Source organism: Photobacterium sp. TY1-4 (assembly GCF_025398175.1).
GTDB lineage: Bacteria > Pseudomonadota > Gammaproteobacteria > Enterobacterales > Vibrionaceae > Photobacterium.
Genome location: NZ_CP099734.1, coordinates 2492335 through 2511385, shown reverse-complemented (window position 1 = coordinate 2511385; position 19051 = coordinate 2492335). Strand labels below are relative to the sequence as shown.

Genomic DNA, 19051 nt, shown 5'->3' with positions numbered 1-19051 from the left:
AGACGAGGTTTGAAATGAAAAAACTGATACACAGCCTGATGCTTGCTTTGACACTTTGTCTGTCCCCATTTGCTGCCCTGGCCGAACAGGATCCCCATGAAGGGATCGCGATTACAGTCAATATCAATACTGCCAATGCGGAAGAGCTCGATACCCTGCTGATTGGGGTCGGTCCGGATAAGGCGGCGAAGATCATTGCCTATCGCGAAGCACACGGGAACTTTACCGAGGTGGAGGACTTAACCAAGGTCAACGGCATTGGAACGGCGACGGTTGAGAAAAACCGCGGTCGGATTCAATTGTAAGTTGGGCTAAGGCCCGGATCCGGACCCGTTGAGGATGGGCAAGTAAGATGGTGATCATAGCCCGGGGTGTACCTGCACCGCCGGGCTTCTTTTTTTGAACACAAATGGTTTAACCAGAGCAGGGTTCAGTCAGAGAGTGTCTAGCCAGAAGATGGTCTAGATAGACAATCGTTGGATCCGAGATTGATTTGATCGCAGATAGTTTGGCGAGTGAGCCCGCTGCTGTCGCGTTGGCTTCAGATGTTGCCGGCTATACGTCGTGTCGTTTCCGGGAACCCTGCCAGGCGATACAGCTCACGGCGATCACCACTCCAGCCAGTGCGCCGGCTAAATGGGCTTCTGTGGCAACCCGGGCGCCAATCAGTGCTTCAGAGCTGGCAGAGCCACCAGCGATCTGCTCCCAGCCGATCTTTCCTCCCAGGCCAAGTAAGAGCAGCCACCCGCCTTGTTGCCGGGTCTGGATATCTTTGACCGCACCCCAGGCAAATACACCGTGGAGGACCCCGGACAAACCGGCATACCAGCGAATTTCACTGGCCAGAATGGCGAGCCCGACCAGGACGGATAATCCCAGTAACAGCCCGGTGTAGGGCTTGAGGCGAATATGCGCCCGGAAAATAAAACTGATGATAGCCAGCGCCAGGGTGTTCATGATCATGTGCGGCCAATTGGTATGGGTGAGGTTTCCTGTTAGGATCCGCCAGATTTCGCCGTGAACAATCGCCTGGCGATCCCAGGCCAGCCAGAGCTGGAACTGCGGCCATTGGGTGAGGGCCAGCAACAGGGCGGCGAGCGATAGATAAATACGAAGAGACAAGGTTACCTCGATGAGCCGATATTGTGAGCAGTGTGGTAAGGCGAAAAAGGCCTGCATCTGCCGTTGGATCCAAGTTCTTGATGCTAAAACTGAACTGTGGATATTACAACACCCTTCTGAGGTGAAGCGGGCAATCGGAACGGCACGGATCCTGACTCTGTCGCTCCCCAATGCCCGGCTTTGGGTGGGGGAGGACTTCTCAGAACATTCGGAACTGAATGCGTTGCTGGCGCAACGGGAGCGGGATGCCTATCTGGTTTATCCGGGAGAGACAGCCATACCGATCTCCCGGCTGGCGGGTGAGTCCCAATCCGGCTCCCGGCACCGGACATTGATCCTGCTCGATGGCACCTGGAAGAAAGCTTATAAGATCTGGCAGTTGTCGAAAAATTTGCAGGCGCTACCAACGGTTACGCTGGATAACGTGGAGCAGGGGAACTACCGGATCCGAAAATCGCCCAAAGCGCAGGGCGTCTCCACGGTTGAGGCTGGTTATCTGGCTCTGACAGCGCTGGAAGGTGAAGGCAAGTTCCACCCGCTGCTCGAGGCGTTTGAGCAGATGATTGACGATCAGATCCGCCATATGCCGCCTGGGGTGTTTGAGCGCAACTACTGCGAATAAGGCGATGCGAGTGAGGCGAACTGGTGCGAGTAAAGTGATTTTGGTGCGAGAGAAACGATTCTGGCGCGAGAGAAACGAACGGGTGTAAGTCACATGAGCAGGCTTCTAGCGAGCACAGCGCCGGGGTTTGCCGGACGCCTGCTCGCTGATTGAGAGGGTAAGTTAAAACCCTTGTCCCTCATGGTTGAACCCGACCGCGGCGCTGGGGTGGAATAAGGTGCTGTACAGCCGCTGGGCGTAGCCATCGGTCATGCTGGAAATATAATCGGCAATGACGCGGTGGGCGTTGTCCCCCCGATCAGCGGCAGCCATCCAGCGGGTGCGGGTATCGGTCGGCAGCAGGCGCTCGGGGTCGGCTGCGAAGGTATCGAACAGCGCCATCACCAGTTGCTGGCCTTTGTATTCCAGTAACTGGATCTCCGGCTTTTTCACCACATATTCGCTGACGAAGTGCTTGAGGATGGTGAGGACCCGCTCCATGGGCTCAGAAAGGAAAGCATTCCACTGCAACAACGGCTCTGCAAAGCTGTCGACGCCATTTTGAATCGACGGGGCAATATGGATCGCGGTGAGCAGGGCATTGACCAAAGCGCCGATGGCATCTTTACGCTCATAGTGGCTCCCGAACAGTTGTTCACTGAGGTGGCCGATATGGGTTTCCAGCCAGGGTTCACCGCTTTCGGCCAACTGGCTGGCCGCCGCTTCATGCCATTGCTCGCGGGTCACAATCCCCATGACGATCGCATCTTCCAGATCATGGACACCATAAGCGATATCGTCGGCCAGCTCCATGATGGAGCAATCGAGCGATTTAAACCGGGTCTTTAACTGGTCAGTCGGGTGGTTGCGCGGCTGGCGCATCTGGCTGAACAGTTGGCGGTCATGATCCGACAGCAGGGCCAGCACCCAGTCAAGTGTGGCGTGATCATCGTTGTAGATGCCTTTGGCCGGATGCCAGTCTTTGGCGCGCAGATGGCGGAACTGGCTGACTTCCGGAGGTTGCTCCTGCGCCCGGGTGGTGCTGATCAGCGCCGGATATTTCAGCAGACCAAGCAGGGTGCGGCGGGAGAGGTTCATCCCGAAGTGTTCGGTGTACGGCTCAAGCAGGGTGACGATGCGGAATGTCTGGGCATTGCCTTCAAACCCGCCGTGCTCACGCATCATATAGTTCAGCGCCACTTCACCACCGTGGCCGAACGGTGGATGGCCGATGTCATGGGCCAGGCACAGGCTCTCCATCAGGCTGGTGGACGGCAGCAGGCTTTTGAAATCGGGTTGCTTGATTTTCAGCTGGGCCACGATGCCGGTTCCGATTTGGGAGGCCTCCAGCGAGTGCGTCAGCCGGGTGCGGTAGAAATCGTGGTGGCCGGCACCATGGACCTGGGTTTTCGCTTGCAGGCGGCGAAACGCGGCGGAGTGTAAAATCCGCGCGCGATCACGCTGGAAAGGTGAGCGGTGATCATTGCGCCGCATTTTCTGCTCGTTGCTGATACGGCTTTCCCACTCGGGATGGTGCTGATATTCCTTCATTAACTGATATCGTCCAACGTCAGGTTAAAACTGTCGGCAAAGGTTGCCAGGAAATAGGTCATTTCAGGACTTTCTCGGGCAGCCAGGGTGTCCTCGAGACGTTTTCGGGCCTGGGTAAATTCATGGTTGCCGGCATTGAGCTCCTCAAGGCACTTGAGGTAAGCACATAATGTATCTGCTTGTTTTACAATGGCGTAGTCTGCCTGATCAATTCGTTCGCTGTCGAGCAGCGGTGCATAATCATCCTGAAACTCTTCCGGTAGCATGGACAGAAGCTTTTGCTCTGCGGCCAGCTCAATCTTTTTGTATTCCTCGGCAATCGCCGGGTTGAAATACTTGATTGGGGTGGGCATGTCGCCGGTCAGCACTTCACTGGTGTCATGAAACATGCCGAGCAGGGCAATGCGCTCTGGGTTGACGTTGCCGCCGAACTTGCGGTTTTTGATCAGTGCCAGTGCGTGGGCGACAAAGGCAACCTGCAGACTGTGCTCAGAAATATTTTCACTCGATACGCACCGCATCAGCGGCCAGCGCTGGATCAGCTTCATTCGGGCCAGGTGGGCAAAAAAATGACTTTGTTTCATATGTGTACAACTCAGCGGTCAGGCGTGTTTTTAGGATATACCCAAACGACTTCAAGCGGCAGGCGCAATGTCCCGTCTTGCGTATCCGTTCAGGGAAGATAACGCCGGATTCAGTTCAGGATTATTAAGGTAACAGAAAAATAAAGAAAAGCCCCGGTGGTGTGCCGGGGCGAGAACGGGTTACTGGCGGTAGTTATGGAGGAACCGCTCCAGTCGGCTGATGGCCATTTCAAGATCATCAATCCGGGGCAGGGTAACAATCCGGAAGTGATCCGGTTGTTTCCAGTTAAAACCAGTGCCATGCACCACCAGGACTTTCTCCTGTTGCAGGAAATCCAGCACCATGCGTTCATCATCAACAATATTGAATTTCTTCTGATCCAGTTTCGGGAACAGGTACAGCGCCCCTTTCGGCTTCACGCAGGAAACCCCGGGGATCGCCGTCAGCATGTCATAGGCTTTGTCCCGCTGCTCCAGCAATCGTCCGCCGGGCAGGATCAACTCATTAATACTCTGGTAGCCGCCCAGTGCCGTCTGAATGGCGTGCTGCATCGGTACATTGGCACACAGGCGCATGGATGAGAGCATCTCCAGGGCTTCGATATAGCCCTTGGCCAGATGGCGTGGTCCGGACAGGATCATCCAGCCGGCGCGGAAGCCACACACCCGGTAAGACTTGGACAGGCCGTTGAAGGTGACACAGAAGACATCTTCGGCCAACGGCGCGATGGAGTGGTGCTGCGCGCCTTCGTACAGGATCTTGTCGTAAATCTCATCGGCGAAAATAATCAGTTTATTTTGTCTGGCAATTTCAACCACTTCCAGCAAAAAATCCCGGCTGTACACGGCGCCGGTCGGGTTGTTCGGGTTGATCAGCACTATCCCGCGGGTATTGGGCGTGATTTTGCTGCGGATATCGTCCAGATCCGGATACCAGTCGGCCTCTTCGTCACAGGTATAGTGCACCGCGTTTCCGCCGGAGAGCGATACGGCCGCAGTCCACAGCGGATAGTCCGGCGCCGGGACCAGAATTTCATCACCATTGTTCAGCAGCGCCTGCATCGCGATCATGATCAGCTCGGACACCCCGTTGCCGATGTAGACGTCTTCAACATCCATATCCAGCAATCCGCGTTTCTGGTAGTGCTGCACCACGGCCTTGCGGGCCGAGTATATGCCTTTGGAGTCGCTGTAGCCTTGTGAGGTCGGCAAATTGCGGATCACGTCGACCAGGATCTCATCCGGGGCATCGAAACCGAACGGGGCCGGGTTTCCGATGTTGAGTTTCAGGATTTTATGCCCTTCTTCTTCCATACGCTTGGCCTGTTTCAGGACCGGCCCCCGTATGTCGTAGCAAACGTTATTTAACTTGGATGACATCCCGATGTTGTGCATTGCGGTTTTCCTGCGCGAATTGTTATCTAATGACAACAAATTACACTAAGGAATTGTGATAAATAAAGGGTCGGCAGGAAAAAATAATGAAAAAAAGGGGAATATATAATTAAGTTCTTTTTTTACTGGCATGATTCTCTGCTGGCAGCCGAGTGCGGTGAAGGAGATGGCTCCTGCAATCGGAAACATATTAGTCAAATTGCATTTGGCGTCCGCTAATGGCACATATATTATGTGGTTAAAGTATTGGCCAATATTGAGCTGGAACAATATCCAAAGTGAGTTGCCTCTCTATAATCGCTTTAGATATGCCGTGACTGACAGAGCGTTGAGTGAGGTTTTTTTGACCGGAATACAAACTGCCATTACATCTCTCGTAGAATTGATTCAAGGTGCCGGTCCATCGACACGCCGGGTCAGCGTGCCGCTCTGCTGGCCGGCCCATGCCGATATGATCGGCTGGATGGACTCGCAACCTATTTTTCCGAAATTCTTCTGGCAAGCGCGTGACACGCAGGAAACTGTGGTGGCGTTGGGTCAGCTTGAGACTTTTTCCGATCCGGCGCTGGCGGAGCAGTCAATTGACGGCCAACAGCGGGTGTGGGGCGGACGTTCATTCGACGGACTCACGCCGCGTAACCGTTACTGCCAGTCTGCTTTCTTTTTCCTGCCGGTGATGGAGCTGATCCAGACCCATCAGGGCTGGCAGCTGGCAGCCAACCTGGATCCGGCGGACAAGGCCGGGACTGTGCAACAGTTGCGGCGATTGGTGCCGTCTGTTGCACGGGTTCCGGCAATTCGGAGCGGGATCCGTCAGCGGACCGACAGCCCGGATTTCGACCAGTGGTCAATGATGCTGGATGATGCCCTGCATGCCATTGAAACCAGTGCGCTGGATAAGGTGGTGCTGGCCCGTCGGACAACCTTGTCGCTGGATGGCAGCATCTCTCCGGCCCAGTTGCTTCAGGCCAGTCGCCAAAAAAATCACCACAGCTTTCATTTTATGATGGCCCAGGATGCCCGGCACGGTTTCGTCGGCTCGACGCCGGAGCGGCTGTTTCTGCGCCAGGAAGCGCATTGCCGCACTGAAGCCCTGGCCGGAACGATCGCTCGGGGCCAGAACGAAGCGGAAGATTACCGGCTGGCGCAGTGGTTGCTGGAAGACGGCAAAAACCGCTATGAAAACCAGCTGGTGGTGGATGATATCGTCCAGCGACTGGCTGCCTGTGGCGCGACGCTGGATGTGGCCGAGACGCCGACGCTGGTTCGGTTGCGGCAGGTTCAGCACCTCAAACGGGCAATCTCCGGCGTACTGAATGCTGAGGTGACCAGTGCGGCGCTGCTCGACACCCTGCAGCCGACGGCAGCCATTGCCGGTCTGCCAAGGGATGAAGCCCTGGCCTTTATTGCGGCCCATGAGCCGTTTGCCCGCGGTTGGTACAGCGGGGCGGTCGGTTATATCGGATGTGCGCAGAGTGAATTTTGTGTCGCAATCCGAAGTGCCTTGCTGGAGGGCGATGAATTACACCTGTTTGCCGGCGCCGGTATTGTGCCCGGCTCAACCGCGGCCAGTGAGTGGCAGGAGCTGGAGCGGAAAACCGAGACCCTCAGCCACCTGCTTGGGGCGGAGAGCACAGCACCCGGAACCCCGGGTGAGTCTTCAACCCGTGAACCACACCGGGAGCGTCATACGGCATGAACATTGATCAAACGACACCGGCATTACAACCTGATGCCACGACTGATCACCGAGCCGGGTTGAACCGGCTTTGGGCGCAGCTGATGCTCGAAGAATTGTCCCGCCTTGGGGTGGCGCATGTCTGTATTGCACCGGGCTCGCGCTCGACGCCGTTGACTCTGGCGGCCGACCATCATCCCCGGCTGATGCTTCACACCCATTTTGATGAGCGCGGGCTCGGGTTTATGGCGCTGGGGTTGGCGAAAGCAACTCAGGCTCCGGTGGCGGTCATCGTCACCTCCGGAACGGCCGTCGCGAACCTGTTACCGGCAGTCGCTGAAGCCGGTCTGACCGGCGAGAAGCTGGTGCTGCTAACCTCAGACCGGCCCCCGGAGCTGATCCAGTGCGGTGCGAATCAGGCGATCCGGCAGGTGGGGATCTTTTCCGACCATGTTACGGCCTGCCATGATATTCCGTCACCCAGCCTGGATATCTGTCCGAGCTGGTTGCTGACGACCGTTGATGCCGCAATGTTCCAGCAATTTCAGCGGGGCGGCGCGGTTCATTTCAATTGTCACTATCCGGAGCCCTTGTATGGCGAAGGCGGTAACTTTACTGCGTACCTGGCCGCACTGGGGAGTTGGCAGGAAGATACCCAGCCCTATACCCGGTTCCAGCGTGCCGACAGTGGTGCGGTGTGGGTTGAACCGGCATTCTGGTCAACGTTGGTGGCCCAGAAGGGCGTGATTGTTGCCGGTCGGCTGGCACCGGGGGAGCTGGGTGCGGTCAAAGCGCTGGCTGAGCGACTGGGCTGGCCGTTGTTGGCCGATCCTCAGTCCGGCGGCTCCAGTGACTGGGCGGGCTATGATGCGTGGCTGCAAAATGACGCCTGTCGCCGGTATCTCAATCAGGCTGAGGTGATTGTCCAGTTTGGTGCCCGGCTGGTGTCAAAACGGCTACTGGGGGTCATTGCTGCCCGCCAGTGGCAACAATACTGGCTGGTGGATCCGCTGACCGAACGGCTGGACCCCGCGCACCGTCGCAGCCGACGGATTGTCGCGGACGTGAAAGCCTGGGCCGAAGCCGCTGCGCAGCAGATTTATGAATCCCCTTATCACGGCTGGGCCGCGTCGCTAGCACAGGCCTCAAAAGCCTATTTTCGTCAACTGGCCGAACGTGCAGATACGCTGGATGAAGTCACGCTGGCGATGCACCTGCCGGGCTGGCTGACGCCGGACACCGAACTGTTTCTGGGCAATAGCCTGATTGTCCGGCTGCTGGATATGTGCGGTCAGTTGCCCGATACCGCGGTGTTTGCCAATCGCGGGGCCTCGGGCATTGATGGTCTGATTGCCACCGCGGCCGGGGTCCAGCGCGCAAGACAGACCCCATTGCTGTGTGCATTGGGGGATACCTCGTTGCTGTACGACCTGAACTCCCTGGCGCTGCTGGGCCGCAGTGAGCAGCCGGTGGTGGTCATCGTGACCAATAATGATGGCGGCGGCATTTTTGATTTGTTGCCGGTTCCGGACCAGCAGCGGGAGCCGTTGTACCGGATGTCTCATGGACTGGCGTTTGACCATGCCGCCGCGATGTTTGGTTTGGCATATCAATGTCCGGCCACGCTGGAAGCAGCGGCGTTGGCTTGTCGTCAGGGACTCAGTCGTCCCGGAGCCACGCTGATCGAAGTAAAAACGCCACCGGGGCAAAGCGGGGAGCAGCTGAAAGCCCTGTTTGCGAAGGTCAAAAATGCCCCTTTACTCTGAAGTGTTTGGCCATGTGGGGGATCGCGCGGAGCACAGCCCGTCATCCCCGCCGGTCTTGGTATTTCTCCATGGCCTGCTCGGCACCGGCCGGGATTGGGCGGCGGTGATCCAACAGTGCTCGGCGTATCCGTGTCTGACCATCGACCTGCCTGGTCACGGTCATAGTCGGGAGATCACCGCCGCGGGTTTTGAGGACGCCAACCGGCAAATCATCGAGACCTTGCGCCAGCGAGAAATCCGACATTATGTCCTGATTGGTTATTCGATGGGCGCGCGGCTGGCGATGTATCACGCCTGTCAGCCACGTCCGTCGAACGGACCAACATTGGCCGGGTTGGTGCTTGAAGGCGGTCATTTTGGCTTACCTGAGTCACAACGAGAGGTGCGTCAGGCCAATGACGAACATTGGGCGCAGCGCTTTATGGCCGAGCCACCTGAGTCGGTGCTGAAAGACTGGTATCGGCAGCCGGTTTTTGCTTCGCTCGATGCGGTGCAACAACAGCAATTGATCCGCAAGCGCAAGGATCTGTTTGGTCCGGGGATTGCGCAGATGCTGCGGGCAACGTCGCTGGCGAACCAGCCGATGTTACTGCCCGGTTTGGCGGCGCTGGATTTGCCGATCCACTATCTCTGCGGGGACAAGGATATCAAGTTCCGGGCACTGGCCGAGGCGAGCGCGCTGGACGTCAGCGTGATTTCGGGGGCCGGACACAATGTACACGTCGAGCGGCCGGATGCATTTTTCACGGTCTTGCAGCAGTTTTTAAACTCAATTCAGTAGAAGAAAAATATGACACGTCACGCGACACTTTATCAATATCAGTTACCGATGGACTCGGGGGTGATTCTGCGCTCCCAGCGTCTGGCAACCCGCGAAGGCTGGGTGGTTGAACTCAGGGACGGGGACCGTGTTGGCTATGGCGAAATCGCTCCCTTGCCGGAGTTCAGTGCCGAGTCGTTGACGGAAGCCGGTGAGCAGGCCCAGGCCCTGTTGGCCCAATGGCAGGCCGACGGTTCATGGGATCTATCCGGCGCGTTTCCTTCCGTGGCGTTTGGTCTCAGTATGGCGCTGCTGGAGCTGACGGGTGATTTACCGACGGAAGGGAATTATCAGGTTGCTCCGCTGTGCTCGGGCGATCCGGATGAGCTGGTGGAGCGCTTGAGCCAACATTCGGGTCAGCCGGTGGCCAAAATGAAAGTCGGTATGTACGAGGCGGTGCGCGACGGGATGATCGCCAATATGTTTATTGAAGCGATCCCCGGGATTCGTCTGCGCCTGGATGCCAACCGGCAGTGGACCCCGCTCAAAGCGCGCCAGTTTGCCAAGTACGTCGCGCCGCAACACCGGGCCGGGATCGCCTTTTTGGAAGAGCCCTGCCGTACACCAGCAGAAAGCCTGGCGTTTGCCGAGGAGACCGGCATTGCGATTGCCTGGGATGAAACCGTGCGCGAGCCGGGATTCACGGTGAAAGCCGAGCCGGGCGTGGTGGCGATTGTGATTAAACCAACGCTGGTCGGCTCGGTGCAGCGTTGTCTGGAGCTGGTCGCGGCATCGCGGGAAGTGGGGCTGATCCCGGTGATCAGCTCAAGTCTGGAATCGAGCCTCGGGTTGAACCAACTGGCCCGGCTTGCAGCCTGGCAAACCCCTGAGGTGGTACCGGGATTGGATACCATGCAGTTGTTCCTGGCTCAGTTAGAAACCCCGTGGCCGGAGTGTCCGTTGCCGATCACACCCTTGTCTTCGCTTGAGGTGGTATGGCAGCAGCACTAGCAGCCGCTAAGTTTGCCACCTGGCCCTGGCAACATTGGGCGGCGGCGCAGCCGGATGCGCTTGCCCTGACTGAGGGGGAGCGCTGGTGGAACTGGGACGATGTGGCCCGAGAGGTTGAACGCTATGCCGCTGGCTTGGTAGCGCAGGGCGTCAAACCGGATCATCTGGTGGCGATTGTTGCCCCGAATTCGATCCAACTGGTGTGGCTGCTGTTGGCGGTCATGCGCGTCGGGGCCCGCTCGGTGGGGTTGAACCCGAAAAGCAGCCCGCCGGAGCTGGCGGCGCAACTGCGCCGTCTCGATTGCGATTTTCTCTGGACGCCTGCGCCGATCTCTGAGATTTCAGCGCGTTATTCAGCCATTGAACTTCGTACAAGCGACGCGGCGTTGCCGATTGACATTGACTGGCAGCCGGAGCGGCCGCTGACCCTGACTCTGACCTCGGGCTCAACCGGCGCTCCCAAAGCCGTGGTGCATGCTGCCCGGACGCATCTGGCCAGCGCGCAGGGCTTGCTGACCCAAATGGATTATCAAACCGATGATTGCTGGCTGTTGTCGCTGCCGCTGTTTCACATCTCCGGTATGGCGATCCTCTGGCGTTGGTTGTATCGCGGCGCCCGGCTCAGGGTCGCAGATGCGGGTACCCTGAACCGGGCGCTGTTGCAGGTGACGCACGCGTCTCTGGTGCCGACCCAGCTTCAGCGGCTGCTGGCTGCACATCCGGATGAATGTGTTGACGGACGTTCAGATTCTGCCTCCGAGACAGCGACCCCGGGATTTGCGCTGCCGGAGTTTGCGCTGAAGGAAGTCTTGCTCGGCGGGGCGATGATCCCGGTCAGCCTGACCGAGCAGGCGGAACAAGCCGGGATCCGCTGCTGGTGTGGCTACGGGATGACGGAGATGGCCTCGACAGTAACGGCCAAACGGGCCGACGGACGCGCTGGGGTTGGTATGTTGCTGCCACACCGGGAGCTAACTATTCGGGATGGCGAAATTTATGTGCGTGGCGAGACCCTGGCGCTGGGCTATTATCGCCAGCGGCACATTGAGCCGTTGTCGGCACAGGCGTGGTTTGCCACCAAAGATTTGGCTCACTGGGAGGCCGGGGAGCTGGTGATCCACGGGCGTGCAGACAACATGTTTATCTCCGGTGGCGAGAATGTGCAGCCGGAATCGATCGAGCAGGTCCTGTTGGCCCACCCCGAGGTGACGCAGGCTATCGTGCTGCCGATCGCCGATCCGGAATACGGGCAGCGTCCAGTGGCCCTGATTCAGACGAAAACCGCAACGACCCCGCTGAGCGAACCTTTCACACAAGCGTTAAAAGCATATATGGCGGCGCAGGTGACGGCGTTTCGCCGTCCGGTCCATTATCTGAAGTTGCCGGAGCATTTATCGGGCGGCGGGATCAAAATATCCCGGCGAAAACTGGCGGATTGGTTGGCTCATCAACCCCTTGACTAAGGTGGTTTGTCCGGAGGTGTACCAAGCTGTGATGCTTGTGTTGTGATGGAGCCAGCGTGATGAGGGCGCTGGCTCGGTCGTGGTTCTGGTTCCGGTTCGGTGATTGTTCTGGTTCCTCCAGAGGCCGCTAGCGGTGCTCGCCCCGTAGCGCCAGAATTTGTTCCCTCAGCATCGCGCTGTTGGCGTGCGCGGCTTCAACCGGCGGCCCGGCGACTATATGGACCCGGGACCAGAATCGCTTCGGTAGTTTCAACAGTGCCCGTCCGCCTTCCCGGCTGAAATAGCTCCCCCACAACCCTTGCAATGCGACCGGGATCACCGGCACCTGCGCGCGTTTGATGATCAGATCGATGCCACGCATAAAGGGACCGATTTCGCCGTCATAGGTCAGTTGTCCTTCCGGGAACACACAGACCACATCACCTTGTTCCAGATAACGATTAACATGGGTAAAAGCTTTCATTACGGAACGACGGTCCGTCGCATCAATTGGGATCACTTTACACGCCGAGCAGAAGCTCTTGATGAACGGCATGTTGTAGATATCTTTATCCATCAGAAAACGGATCGGACGGGGACAGGCACCGGCCAGTAACAGCGCGTCCATGTAGCTGACATGGTTACAGACGATCAGCGCACCACCCTTGGCCGGGATATGGCGCAGATCCTTATGGCGTACCCGGTACAGGGTGTGGCTGACCAGCCAGACCATAAAGCGCCAGAAAAAATCCGGCGCCTGGGTGTAGATGTACAGCATCACCACTAGGTTCACCACCGACAGGAACAGGAAAAACTGCGGGATCGACAAGCCGAGCACCGACAGGAAGACAATCGCCGTAATGGCGCTGGTGACCATAAAAATGGCATTCCAGATGTTATTGGCGGCAATAATCTGGGCCCGTTCATCTTCTTTGGCCCGGCTTTGCATCATGGCGTAGAGGGGGACGATAAAAATTCCGCCGGAGACGCCGAGCATGGTGAGTGAGAAGAAGACCCGCCACAGCTCCGGTTGGGTGATAAATGCTGTAATGGAGTCGGTAACAGGGATTATTGCCGGGGTGGCAAACATCAAATCGGCACCGAACAAGGTGATCCCCAGGCTGCCGAGCGGGACGATCCCCGGTTCGATGCGATGACCTGAGAGGCGATCACACAGCAGGGAGCCGATCGCAATCCCGACCGAAAACAGGGTGAGCAGGAATGAAACCGAGGCGGCGTTCCCGCCAAGGTGAAGCTTGGCAAAATTCGGAAACTGGGTGAGATAACTGGCCCCTAAGAACCAGAACCAGCTGATCCCGAGCACACACTGAAAAATGGTCTTATTGCGCCGGGCGATCGACAGCGTATGGCGGGTTTGGCGCACCGGGTGCCAGTGAAAGTGGCTGTCCGGTTTACTGGGCGGCGCATCCGGGATCCAGCGTGAGCTGGTATAGCCGATGATGGCAAACGCGACCACACTGACCGCGGCAATGGTATGGGCATGCGGTTGATTGGCAATGATCCCTGCCAGCAGCGTGCCGATCAGGATGGCCAGAAATGTCCCGGTTTCGACCAGGGCGTTGCCGGAAACCAGCTCTTCTTTTTTCAGGTGCTGCGGCAGCAGCGCGTATTTCGCTGGGCCGAAGAAAGCCGATTGCGTCCCCATCAGAAACAGCAGGATCAGCAGTGCGGTGTAGCTTTCGGTGATAAAGGCGACGGCCGCCAACGACATAATCACAATTTCGGCGAATTTGACTTTGCGCATGATCAGCGCCTTGTCGTATTTGTCGGCCAGTACCCCGGCGGACGCTGAGAACAGGAAAAACGGCAGGATAAATAACCCGGCCGCCAGGTTGATCACCAAATCAGAATCAACCGGCAGGGCGCCAGGCGCCGCAAACGCGATCAGGATCAGCAGTACATTCTTGTAGACATTATCGTTGAACGCCCCGAAAGCCTGGGTCAGAAAATAGGGAAGAAAGCGTCGCTGGGTCAACAGGCGTGTTTGGGGCTTGCTGTTCATGTCTGTCTCCGTTTAGGCCTCTGCCTGCCAGGCATGAAGATAAGTATCGATCAGGTTATCGATCAAGGCTTTGCCATCGACCGGTATGGCGGTAAAGAGTTTATCGTCCACACTCAGGAGGGTGATGCCGTGAACGCCGGCCCACAAGACCCGGCTGACCTCAAGGATCGCCGCATCGGATTTGTTCGGAGTGATCTGGCGGATCAGGGCTTCGAGCATGCCGGTCATGCTATTAATCCGCTCCGCTTGCCATTCCGGCAGCTCTTCACCATTCATCGTATGCTGGAAAATCAATTGCCAGCGGTACGGATGGCGCTGGGCGAAATCGAGATAGCAATAGGCGAGCCGGCGCAGGGCGTCTTCTGGCGCGGAGACATGCTGCATTTCGGCGGCGGCCTCCGCAAACAGTTCATCCAGGGTTTGAGCCACGGCATGGAGCAACAACAGGTTATAGTTGCCGAACACATTGACCAGGGTGCTGGGAACATAGCCGATCATGGCGGCGATCTTGCGCAGACTCAGTTCGTGGTGTGGTTGTTGGTCGAGAAAGTTTTTGACTTGCTCCAGTGTCATACTTACCAACTCTTCGCGAGTATGGTCGTTTCGTCTTGCCATCGAATCATTTCTCTTAAGCTAAAGTGCCTTACTCTGATAATTGTAATATGAGTACAGACCACGAGCGGTCCCAGAGTAAGCAAAAGGGGATACGCTGCTGACGGGCAGCAAAAATAGTATAGAACGATGTTCAATATTCTAGTGGCTCCCTCTTTCGGGGGTCAAGCTGAAACCCGGACCGGGCCGGGAGAGCTGAAGGGGATGTGACTTCTGTCATATCCCGTACCGTGACCCGGTCGGAGCGCCTGGTAAAGGCTGTGGCCTTACGCAGGGTTGCGACCGGCGTTTTCGCTGTTGCGGATGGAAATCTGGTCGTTGAGTGTCCAGAAATCAACCAGCACGCCAATCAGGCAAAAGCCCAGCGTCAGGAAGTAAAGGATCCCGGTCAGCCACTTGCCCATATACATCCGGTGGATACCGAACACGCCGAGAAATGTCAGCAGCAACCAGGCGACCGTGTAGTCGATATCCCCGCTTTGAAAGCGCAGATCGGCTTCGCGATCCATCGACGGAATTAAAAACAGGTCAATGAGCCAGCCAATGCCAAGCAGGCCCAGCGTCAGAAACCAAATCGTCCCGGTCACCGGTTTACCGTAATAGAAGCGGTGGGCGCCGGTAAAACCAAAAATCCACAATAAATAGCCAATCAGTTTGCTGTGAGTATCTTGCATTATCTTCTACCTGTGACTGAAGTGATCTAAAGGATAGTCGCAAGCGGGGATGACAGTAAATGTTTCCTTGGCAGTCTACCGAAATGGAATGTATTGAAATCAGCGGCTTGTCGTTGAACTCAACGGTGGATTTGGTCATTATTATTTCAGAAACGACGCAGTTAAATGTTCGTAACAATTTGCCCGGTTGGTTAAGTTGACATTCGGGAGGTTAGCGTTAGGATGCAAATTATCTAATTGGCAAAGGTATGCATTTCAATGAAACGCTTTTTCACGATTTTTGCATTGATCCTGACGGTCTCATTCATGGCCCCGACGGATGCGTATGCAAAGAAATTTGGCGGTGGTAAGTCGTTTGGTAAGACTCATAAAACGGCCCCGGCACAACAAAAACAACAACAAACGGACACGCTGAAACAGCAACAACCCACGGCTGGTAAATCCAGCAAGAAGGGCCTGATGGGCGGTCTGCTGGGCGGCTTGCTGGCCGGTGGCCTGCTGGCGGCGTTCTTTGGCGGTGCGTTTGAAGGGATCCAGTTCATGGATATCCTGATTTTCGGTCTGATCGCATTTGTGATCTTTAAACTGTTCAAAACCATGCGCGGCGCGAAGCGTACGCCGATGGGCCATCAAGAAGCATACGCCGGTAATTCGCAGCATCAGTACCGTCAAGCCGCGCCGGAAGCGCAGCAGGGCGGTTTCTCGTCTCAGCCGGCTTACACGTCAACTGACAGCGATGTGCCGTTCAACCTGCCTCCGGGCTTTGACATGCATGCTTTCCTGAACGGTGCCCGTGAACACTACCGTACGGTTCAAGGCGCATGGAACCACAATGAGCTGGAAACGATCCGCGAGTACGTCAGCCCGGCGCTGATGGAAGATCTGGCTGCTGAGCGTGCCAAGCTGACTGGGGAGCAACATACTGAAGTGATGTATGTTGATGCGGAACTGGTTCGTGCCGACTACGACGCCAATGTGGCGCAACTGAGCGTCAAGTTCTCTGGTCGCTACAAAGATCGTCACGAGGACGTAGAGGAAGAGATCACGGATGTCTGGCACCTGGAGCGCGATCTGCGTGCTCCGAACGCGCCTTGGCTGATTGTCGGGATCCAAGCTTAACGCTTGTCCTAAGGGATAGAGTCACCTACGAACAGAAAACCGCTCCCAGGAGCGGTTTTCTTTTATTTTCAGTTCTTTGAAACAGATCGCTTTTTTGCGGCGTTATGTGCACCTGAAATGATCTGCCTTCCTACTTTTCCTGGCCGGAGCCGCTAGTATTAAGTCATACGCAATAATGAATGAGGTGACTATGTCGTATACCCCAGAATTGGTTGATGAAATGAACCTGCTTGTGAAGTTTCCGATGCATAGCGACCGGGAAGGGTTGAAGGTCCATCATGACGCTTCGCCGACGGTGATTGCAGCAGCCAAACGGTTGTTTAACAAAGGGTTGGTGACAAATGAAGACGGTGGCTATCTGACGTATTCCGGCCATCAGGCGGTCGAGCATGCGAAATCGGCACTGCGGATCCTGACCGGGAAAGTTGAAGTTGCTTAAAGCCAGTCACTGAACCGGGTCATTGAACACAAACGGAAAACATGGCCCTCAGGTCATGTTTTCCAACTCGGTAATATTGGTCAGCGCCTGCTGGTTGGTACTGCCGCATAGATCCGGACACGGCTTGAACTGATGGCAAACTGCGGGGCGTTCTGGTTGACCAAACAGCTTGCACAGGTTTTTTTCATTCAGCTGAATACAACGGACACCGGCAGGTTTGCCTGTTGGCATTCCCGGAATTGGCGTCGAAATGCTCGGCGCGATACAACAAGCCCCACAACCTAATCGACACTCCATAACCCACCTATACTCTATAGCAACCTCAATGAAACGGGGGCGAACGCTATCACTTTTCCACGTTGGGATCAAAAATTATTCCCGAGGAGGCCAGTAAATAAGAATGACTCTTATTGCATTGATTTATCTGGCGGGATCCCAAGGAAAGGCTTGCACTTTGCTGGTGTGGCGGCTATAAAACCGCCTCCTTGGTGAATCTGGCCAGGGGGAGCAATCAAGACAAGGCGGGTGTTATGGTACATTTTTGGCAAGAGAAAGATCTGAAAGAAATGACGGATCAGGAATGGGAGTCTTTGTGCGATGGCTGCGGCAAGTGCTGCCTGCATAAGTTGATCGATGATGAGACGGATGAAATCTACTACACCAACGTCGCCTGTAGTCTGCTTGATGATCAAACCTGCTCTTGCAAAGATTACCCGAACCGTTTTGCGTCTGGTGAAGAGTGCCTGAAGCTGACGCGTGAACGAATTGATGAGTTTGTCTGGCTGCCGGAAACCTGCGCCTATCGTCTGCTGGCAGAAGGCAAGTCCCTGCCTGAGTGGCATCCGCTGTTAACCGGCTCGAAAGAAGCGATGCATAAAGCCGATGAGTCCGTGCGCAATAAAGTGGTGTACGAGATTGATGTGATCGACTGGGAAGACCACATTCTGAATCACCCATTGCGAGGCTAGGCCGCACAAGGGTTTTCAAGGGTTTAACCGTAGCGACTTTATCAATACTCATCAATAATCCTCTATATCAGGAAAATCTGTAGACACTTTGTAGTCATTTTTGTGTCGACAGATTAGAGCCGGGATAGGGGATTTTTTGTGACTGCATCTTCGAGGTGATCGGGGGCAAAGTGAGCATAGCGCATTGTTTGCTTGATGTCGCTGTGACCCAGGATTCGCTGCAAGACGATGATGTTGCCGCCGTTCATCATGAAGTGGCTGGCGAAAGTGTGGCGCAGCACGTGGAACGACTGGCCTTCCAGCCGGGGCACATGCTTGACGATGAACCGATACGCCGTTGAATAGCCGATGCTGAATAGCGGCTCAGAACCTTCCTTGTAGATTTCCTGATACAGCTCCGGGCTGATCGGCACCGTTCGGTTTTTCTTGCCCTTGGTTTTGGTGAACGTGATCTTGAACTTGCTGAGGTGAGCGCCGGTTAAACTGGCAACTTCCTGAAAGCGGGCGCCGGTGGCCAGGCTAATTTTGATCACCTTTAGCATATCCCGATGAGCGTTCTTGCTCTTGGCCTGAACCAGTAACTCCCTAATCTCATCCGTTGTCAGAAAGTCCATTTCCTGTTCATGCAATTTGAACTGGCGGACCGTGGTTAACGGGTTCGGGCCTTTCCACTCTTCCATCCGGATGAGTTCAACAATCACCGCATTCAGCAAATCTTGCTCGTTGTTACAGGTACGCAGTGACACCGCCACCTTGCGGTGATTCAAATCCGGGATTTCCCCGGCCAGGCGTTTTTCCCGGTATTCCGTAAACATTTTGGCGGTGAACTGGGTGTAGATAGGGTCGCCCATACCATGGGCCATCACTTCCAGTTTACGCAGGGTGTACTTTGCGTGGGCCAGTGCTTGGCCGTGGCGACGGTGCCACAGGTGAATCATATCCAGTAGGCTCCGGCGTTCGGGCTTATCGCCCAGCCAGGGCTTGTCTTCCGTCTCTTTCAGCAGATACTTTTCATAGGCAAGCGCCTCGCCCTTGGTAGCGAAGCGCTTGCGTACCCGGTTGCCATTGCGACCGTTGGGATAACAGTCGCAGAGCCAGGGTTTCTTGCTGCCGTCTTTTAAATTTCGAACTGACATAACACTATGTTCTACCGATGAATTTAGCAAGATAGTTGCTCTTTGGATGATAGGCAAGCTGTATAGAAACAGAATGATTACAGGGGCTTAGTAAAAAGTGCGCGTGACTGGTTGAATTTTATACGATTCGACATCGATGTTTTTGGAAACCTCTGATAGAATCACTTTCA

19 protein-coding genes are annotated in these 19051 nt (G+C 56.0%); 10 read left to right on the top strand and 9 right to left on the bottom strand.

All coding sequences use genetic code 11. The features are described from left to right. Positions 1 to 14 precede the first annotated feature (14 nt). Positions 15 to 305 (top strand): ComEA family DNA-binding protein, encoded by a 291-nt coding sequence (locus NH461_RS11755; protein ID WP_261600534.1) that lies wholly within the window; start codon positions 15 to 17, stop codon positions 303 to 305. A 250-nt stretch (positions 306 to 555) separates the two neighbouring features. Here the strand turns inward: NH461_RS11755 and rrtA are convergent, their stop codons facing one another. Beyond that, entirely contained in the window at positions 556 to 1122 is a 567-nt protein-coding gene (gene rrtA / locus NH461_RS11750) for a rhombosortase (protein WP_261600533.1), read from the bottom strand. Between the two features lie 10 nt (positions 1123 to 1132). Here rrtA and NH461_RS11745 point away from each other — a divergent pair, with 10 nt between their 5' ends. Then, positions 1133 to 1744, top strand: a complete 612-nt coding sequence (locus NH461_RS11745) for a tRNA-uridine aminocarboxypropyltransferase (protein ID WP_261600532.1) — start codon at positions 1133 to 1135, stop codon at positions 1742 to 1744. 162 nt (positions 1745 to 1906) lie between these two features. Here the strand turns inward: NH461_RS11745 and NH461_RS11740 are convergent, their stop codons facing one another. The 3 genes from NH461_RS11740 to NH461_RS11730 all read right to left on the bottom strand — a co-directional run bounded on the left by NH461_RS11740 (position 1907) and on the right by NH461_RS11730 (position 5253). Beyond that, entirely contained in the window at positions 1907 to 3274 is a 1368-nt protein-coding gene (locus NH461_RS11740; protein WP_261600531.1) for an anti-phage deoxyguanosine triphosphatase, read from the bottom strand. Next, positions 3274 to 3858 (bottom strand): 5'-deoxynucleotidase, encoded by a 585-nt coding sequence (yfbR, locus tag NH461_RS11735; RefSeq protein WP_261600530.1) that lies wholly within the window; start codon positions 3856 to 3858, stop codon positions 3274 to 3276. The genes NH461_RS11740 and yfbR overlap by 1 nt, the downstream gene beginning before the upstream one ends. A 180-nt stretch (positions 3859 to 4038) precedes the next feature. Then, positions 4039 to 5253, bottom strand: a complete 1215-nt coding sequence (locus tag NH461_RS11730) for a pyridoxal phosphate-dependent aminotransferase (RefSeq protein ID WP_261600529.1) — start codon at positions 5251 to 5253, stop codon at positions 4039 to 4041. Positions 5254 to 5596: 343 nt separating this feature from the next. Here NH461_RS11730 and NH461_RS11725 point away from each other — a divergent pair, with 343 nt between their 5' ends. The 5 genes from NH461_RS11725 to menE are packed head-to-tail and all read left to right on the top strand — an operon-like array spanning position 5597 to position 11931. After that, a complete protein-coding gene (locus tag NH461_RS11725) occupies positions 5597 to 6952 on the top strand; it encodes an isochorismate synthase MenF (protein ID WP_261600528.1) in 1356 nt (451 codons plus the stop codon). After that, positions 6949 to 8697 (top strand): 2-succinyl-5-enolpyruvyl-6-hydroxy-3-cyclohexene-1-carboxylic-acid synthase, encoded by a 1749-nt coding sequence (menD, locus tag NH461_RS11720; protein ID WP_261600527.1) that lies wholly within the window; start codon positions 6949 to 6951, stop codon positions 8695 to 8697. Before NH461_RS11725 ends, menD begins: the two co-directional genes overlap by 4 nt. Further along, entirely contained in the window at positions 8681 to 9478 is a 798-nt protein-coding gene (gene menH, locus NH461_RS11715; protein ID WP_261600526.1) for a 2-succinyl-6-hydroxy-2,4-cyclohexadiene-1-carboxylate synthase, read from the top strand. Before menD ends, menH begins: the two co-directional genes overlap by 17 nt. Positions 9479 to 9487: 9 nt before the next feature. Next, entirely contained in the window at positions 9488 to 10468 is a 981-nt protein-coding gene (gene menC / locus NH461_RS11710; RefSeq protein WP_261600525.1) for an o-succinylbenzoate synthase, read from the top strand. Continuing rightward, a complete protein-coding gene (menE, locus tag NH461_RS11705) occupies positions 10453 to 11931 on the top strand; it encodes an o-succinylbenzoate--CoA ligase (protein ID WP_261600524.1) in 1479 nt (492 codons plus the stop codon). Before menC ends, menE begins: the two co-directional genes overlap by 16 nt. Positions 11932 to 12058: 127 nt before the next feature. Here menE and NH461_RS11700 read toward each other — a convergent pair whose 3' ends face one another. The 3 genes from NH461_RS11700 to NH461_RS11690 form a co-directional block, all read right to left on the bottom strand. Beyond that, positions 12059 to 13933 (bottom strand): MFS transporter, encoded by a 1875-nt coding sequence (locus NH461_RS11700; protein ID WP_261600523.1) that lies wholly within the window; start codon positions 13931 to 13933, stop codon positions 12059 to 12061. Positions 13934 to 13945: 12 nt separating this feature from the next. Then, a complete protein-coding gene (locus tag NH461_RS11695; RefSeq protein ID WP_261600522.1) occupies positions 13946 to 14548 on the bottom strand; it encodes a TetR/AcrR family transcriptional regulator in 603 nt (200 codons plus the stop codon). A gap of 263 nt (positions 14549 to 14811) precedes the next feature. Further along, positions 14812 to 15219: a TM2 domain-containing protein gene (locus tag NH461_RS11690; RefSeq protein ID WP_261600521.1), complete on the bottom strand. Its 408-nt coding sequence runs from the start codon at positions 15217 to 15219 to the stop codon at positions 14812 to 14814. 258 nt (positions 15220 to 15477) lie between these two features. Between NH461_RS11690 and NH461_RS11685 the strand changes: the two genes are divergently transcribed. Both NH461_RS11685 and NH461_RS11680 read left to right on the top strand, forming a co-directional pair. Further along, positions 15478 to 16338 (top strand): Tim44 domain-containing protein, encoded by an 861-nt coding sequence (locus NH461_RS11685; protein WP_261600520.1) that lies wholly within the window; start codon positions 15478 to 15480, stop codon positions 16336 to 16338. A 190-nt stretch (positions 16339 to 16528) separates the two neighbouring features. Continuing rightward, the gene (locus tag NH461_RS11680; protein WP_261600519.1) at positions 16529 to 16777 is read left to right on the top strand and encodes a TIGR02647 family protein; all 249 of its coding nucleotides are present in this window, start codon (positions 16529 to 16531) and stop codon (positions 16775 to 16777) included. Between the two features lie 48 nt (positions 16778 to 16825). On the opposite strand, the gene NH461_RS11675 is transcribed toward NH461_RS11680, so the two are convergent. Then, complete coding sequence (locus NH461_RS11675) at positions 16826 to 17074, bottom strand: YkgJ family cysteine cluster protein (RefSeq protein WP_261600518.1); 249 nt, start codon at positions 17072 to 17074, stop codon at positions 16826 to 16828. A 233-nt stretch (positions 17075 to 17307) separates the two neighbouring features. Between NH461_RS11675 and NH461_RS11670 the strand changes: the two genes are divergently transcribed. Continuing rightward, a complete protein-coding gene (locus NH461_RS11670) occupies positions 17308 to 17745 on the top strand; it encodes a YcgN family cysteine cluster protein (RefSeq protein WP_261600517.1) in 438 nt (145 codons plus the stop codon). 113 nt (positions 17746 to 17858) lie between these two features. On the opposite strand, the gene NH461_RS11665 is transcribed toward NH461_RS11670, so the two are convergent. Then, entirely contained in the window at positions 17859 to 18881 is a 1023-nt protein-coding gene (locus NH461_RS11665; RefSeq protein WP_261600516.1) for a tyrosine-type recombinase/integrase, read from the bottom strand. Positions 18882 to 19051 lie beyond the last annotated feature (170 nt).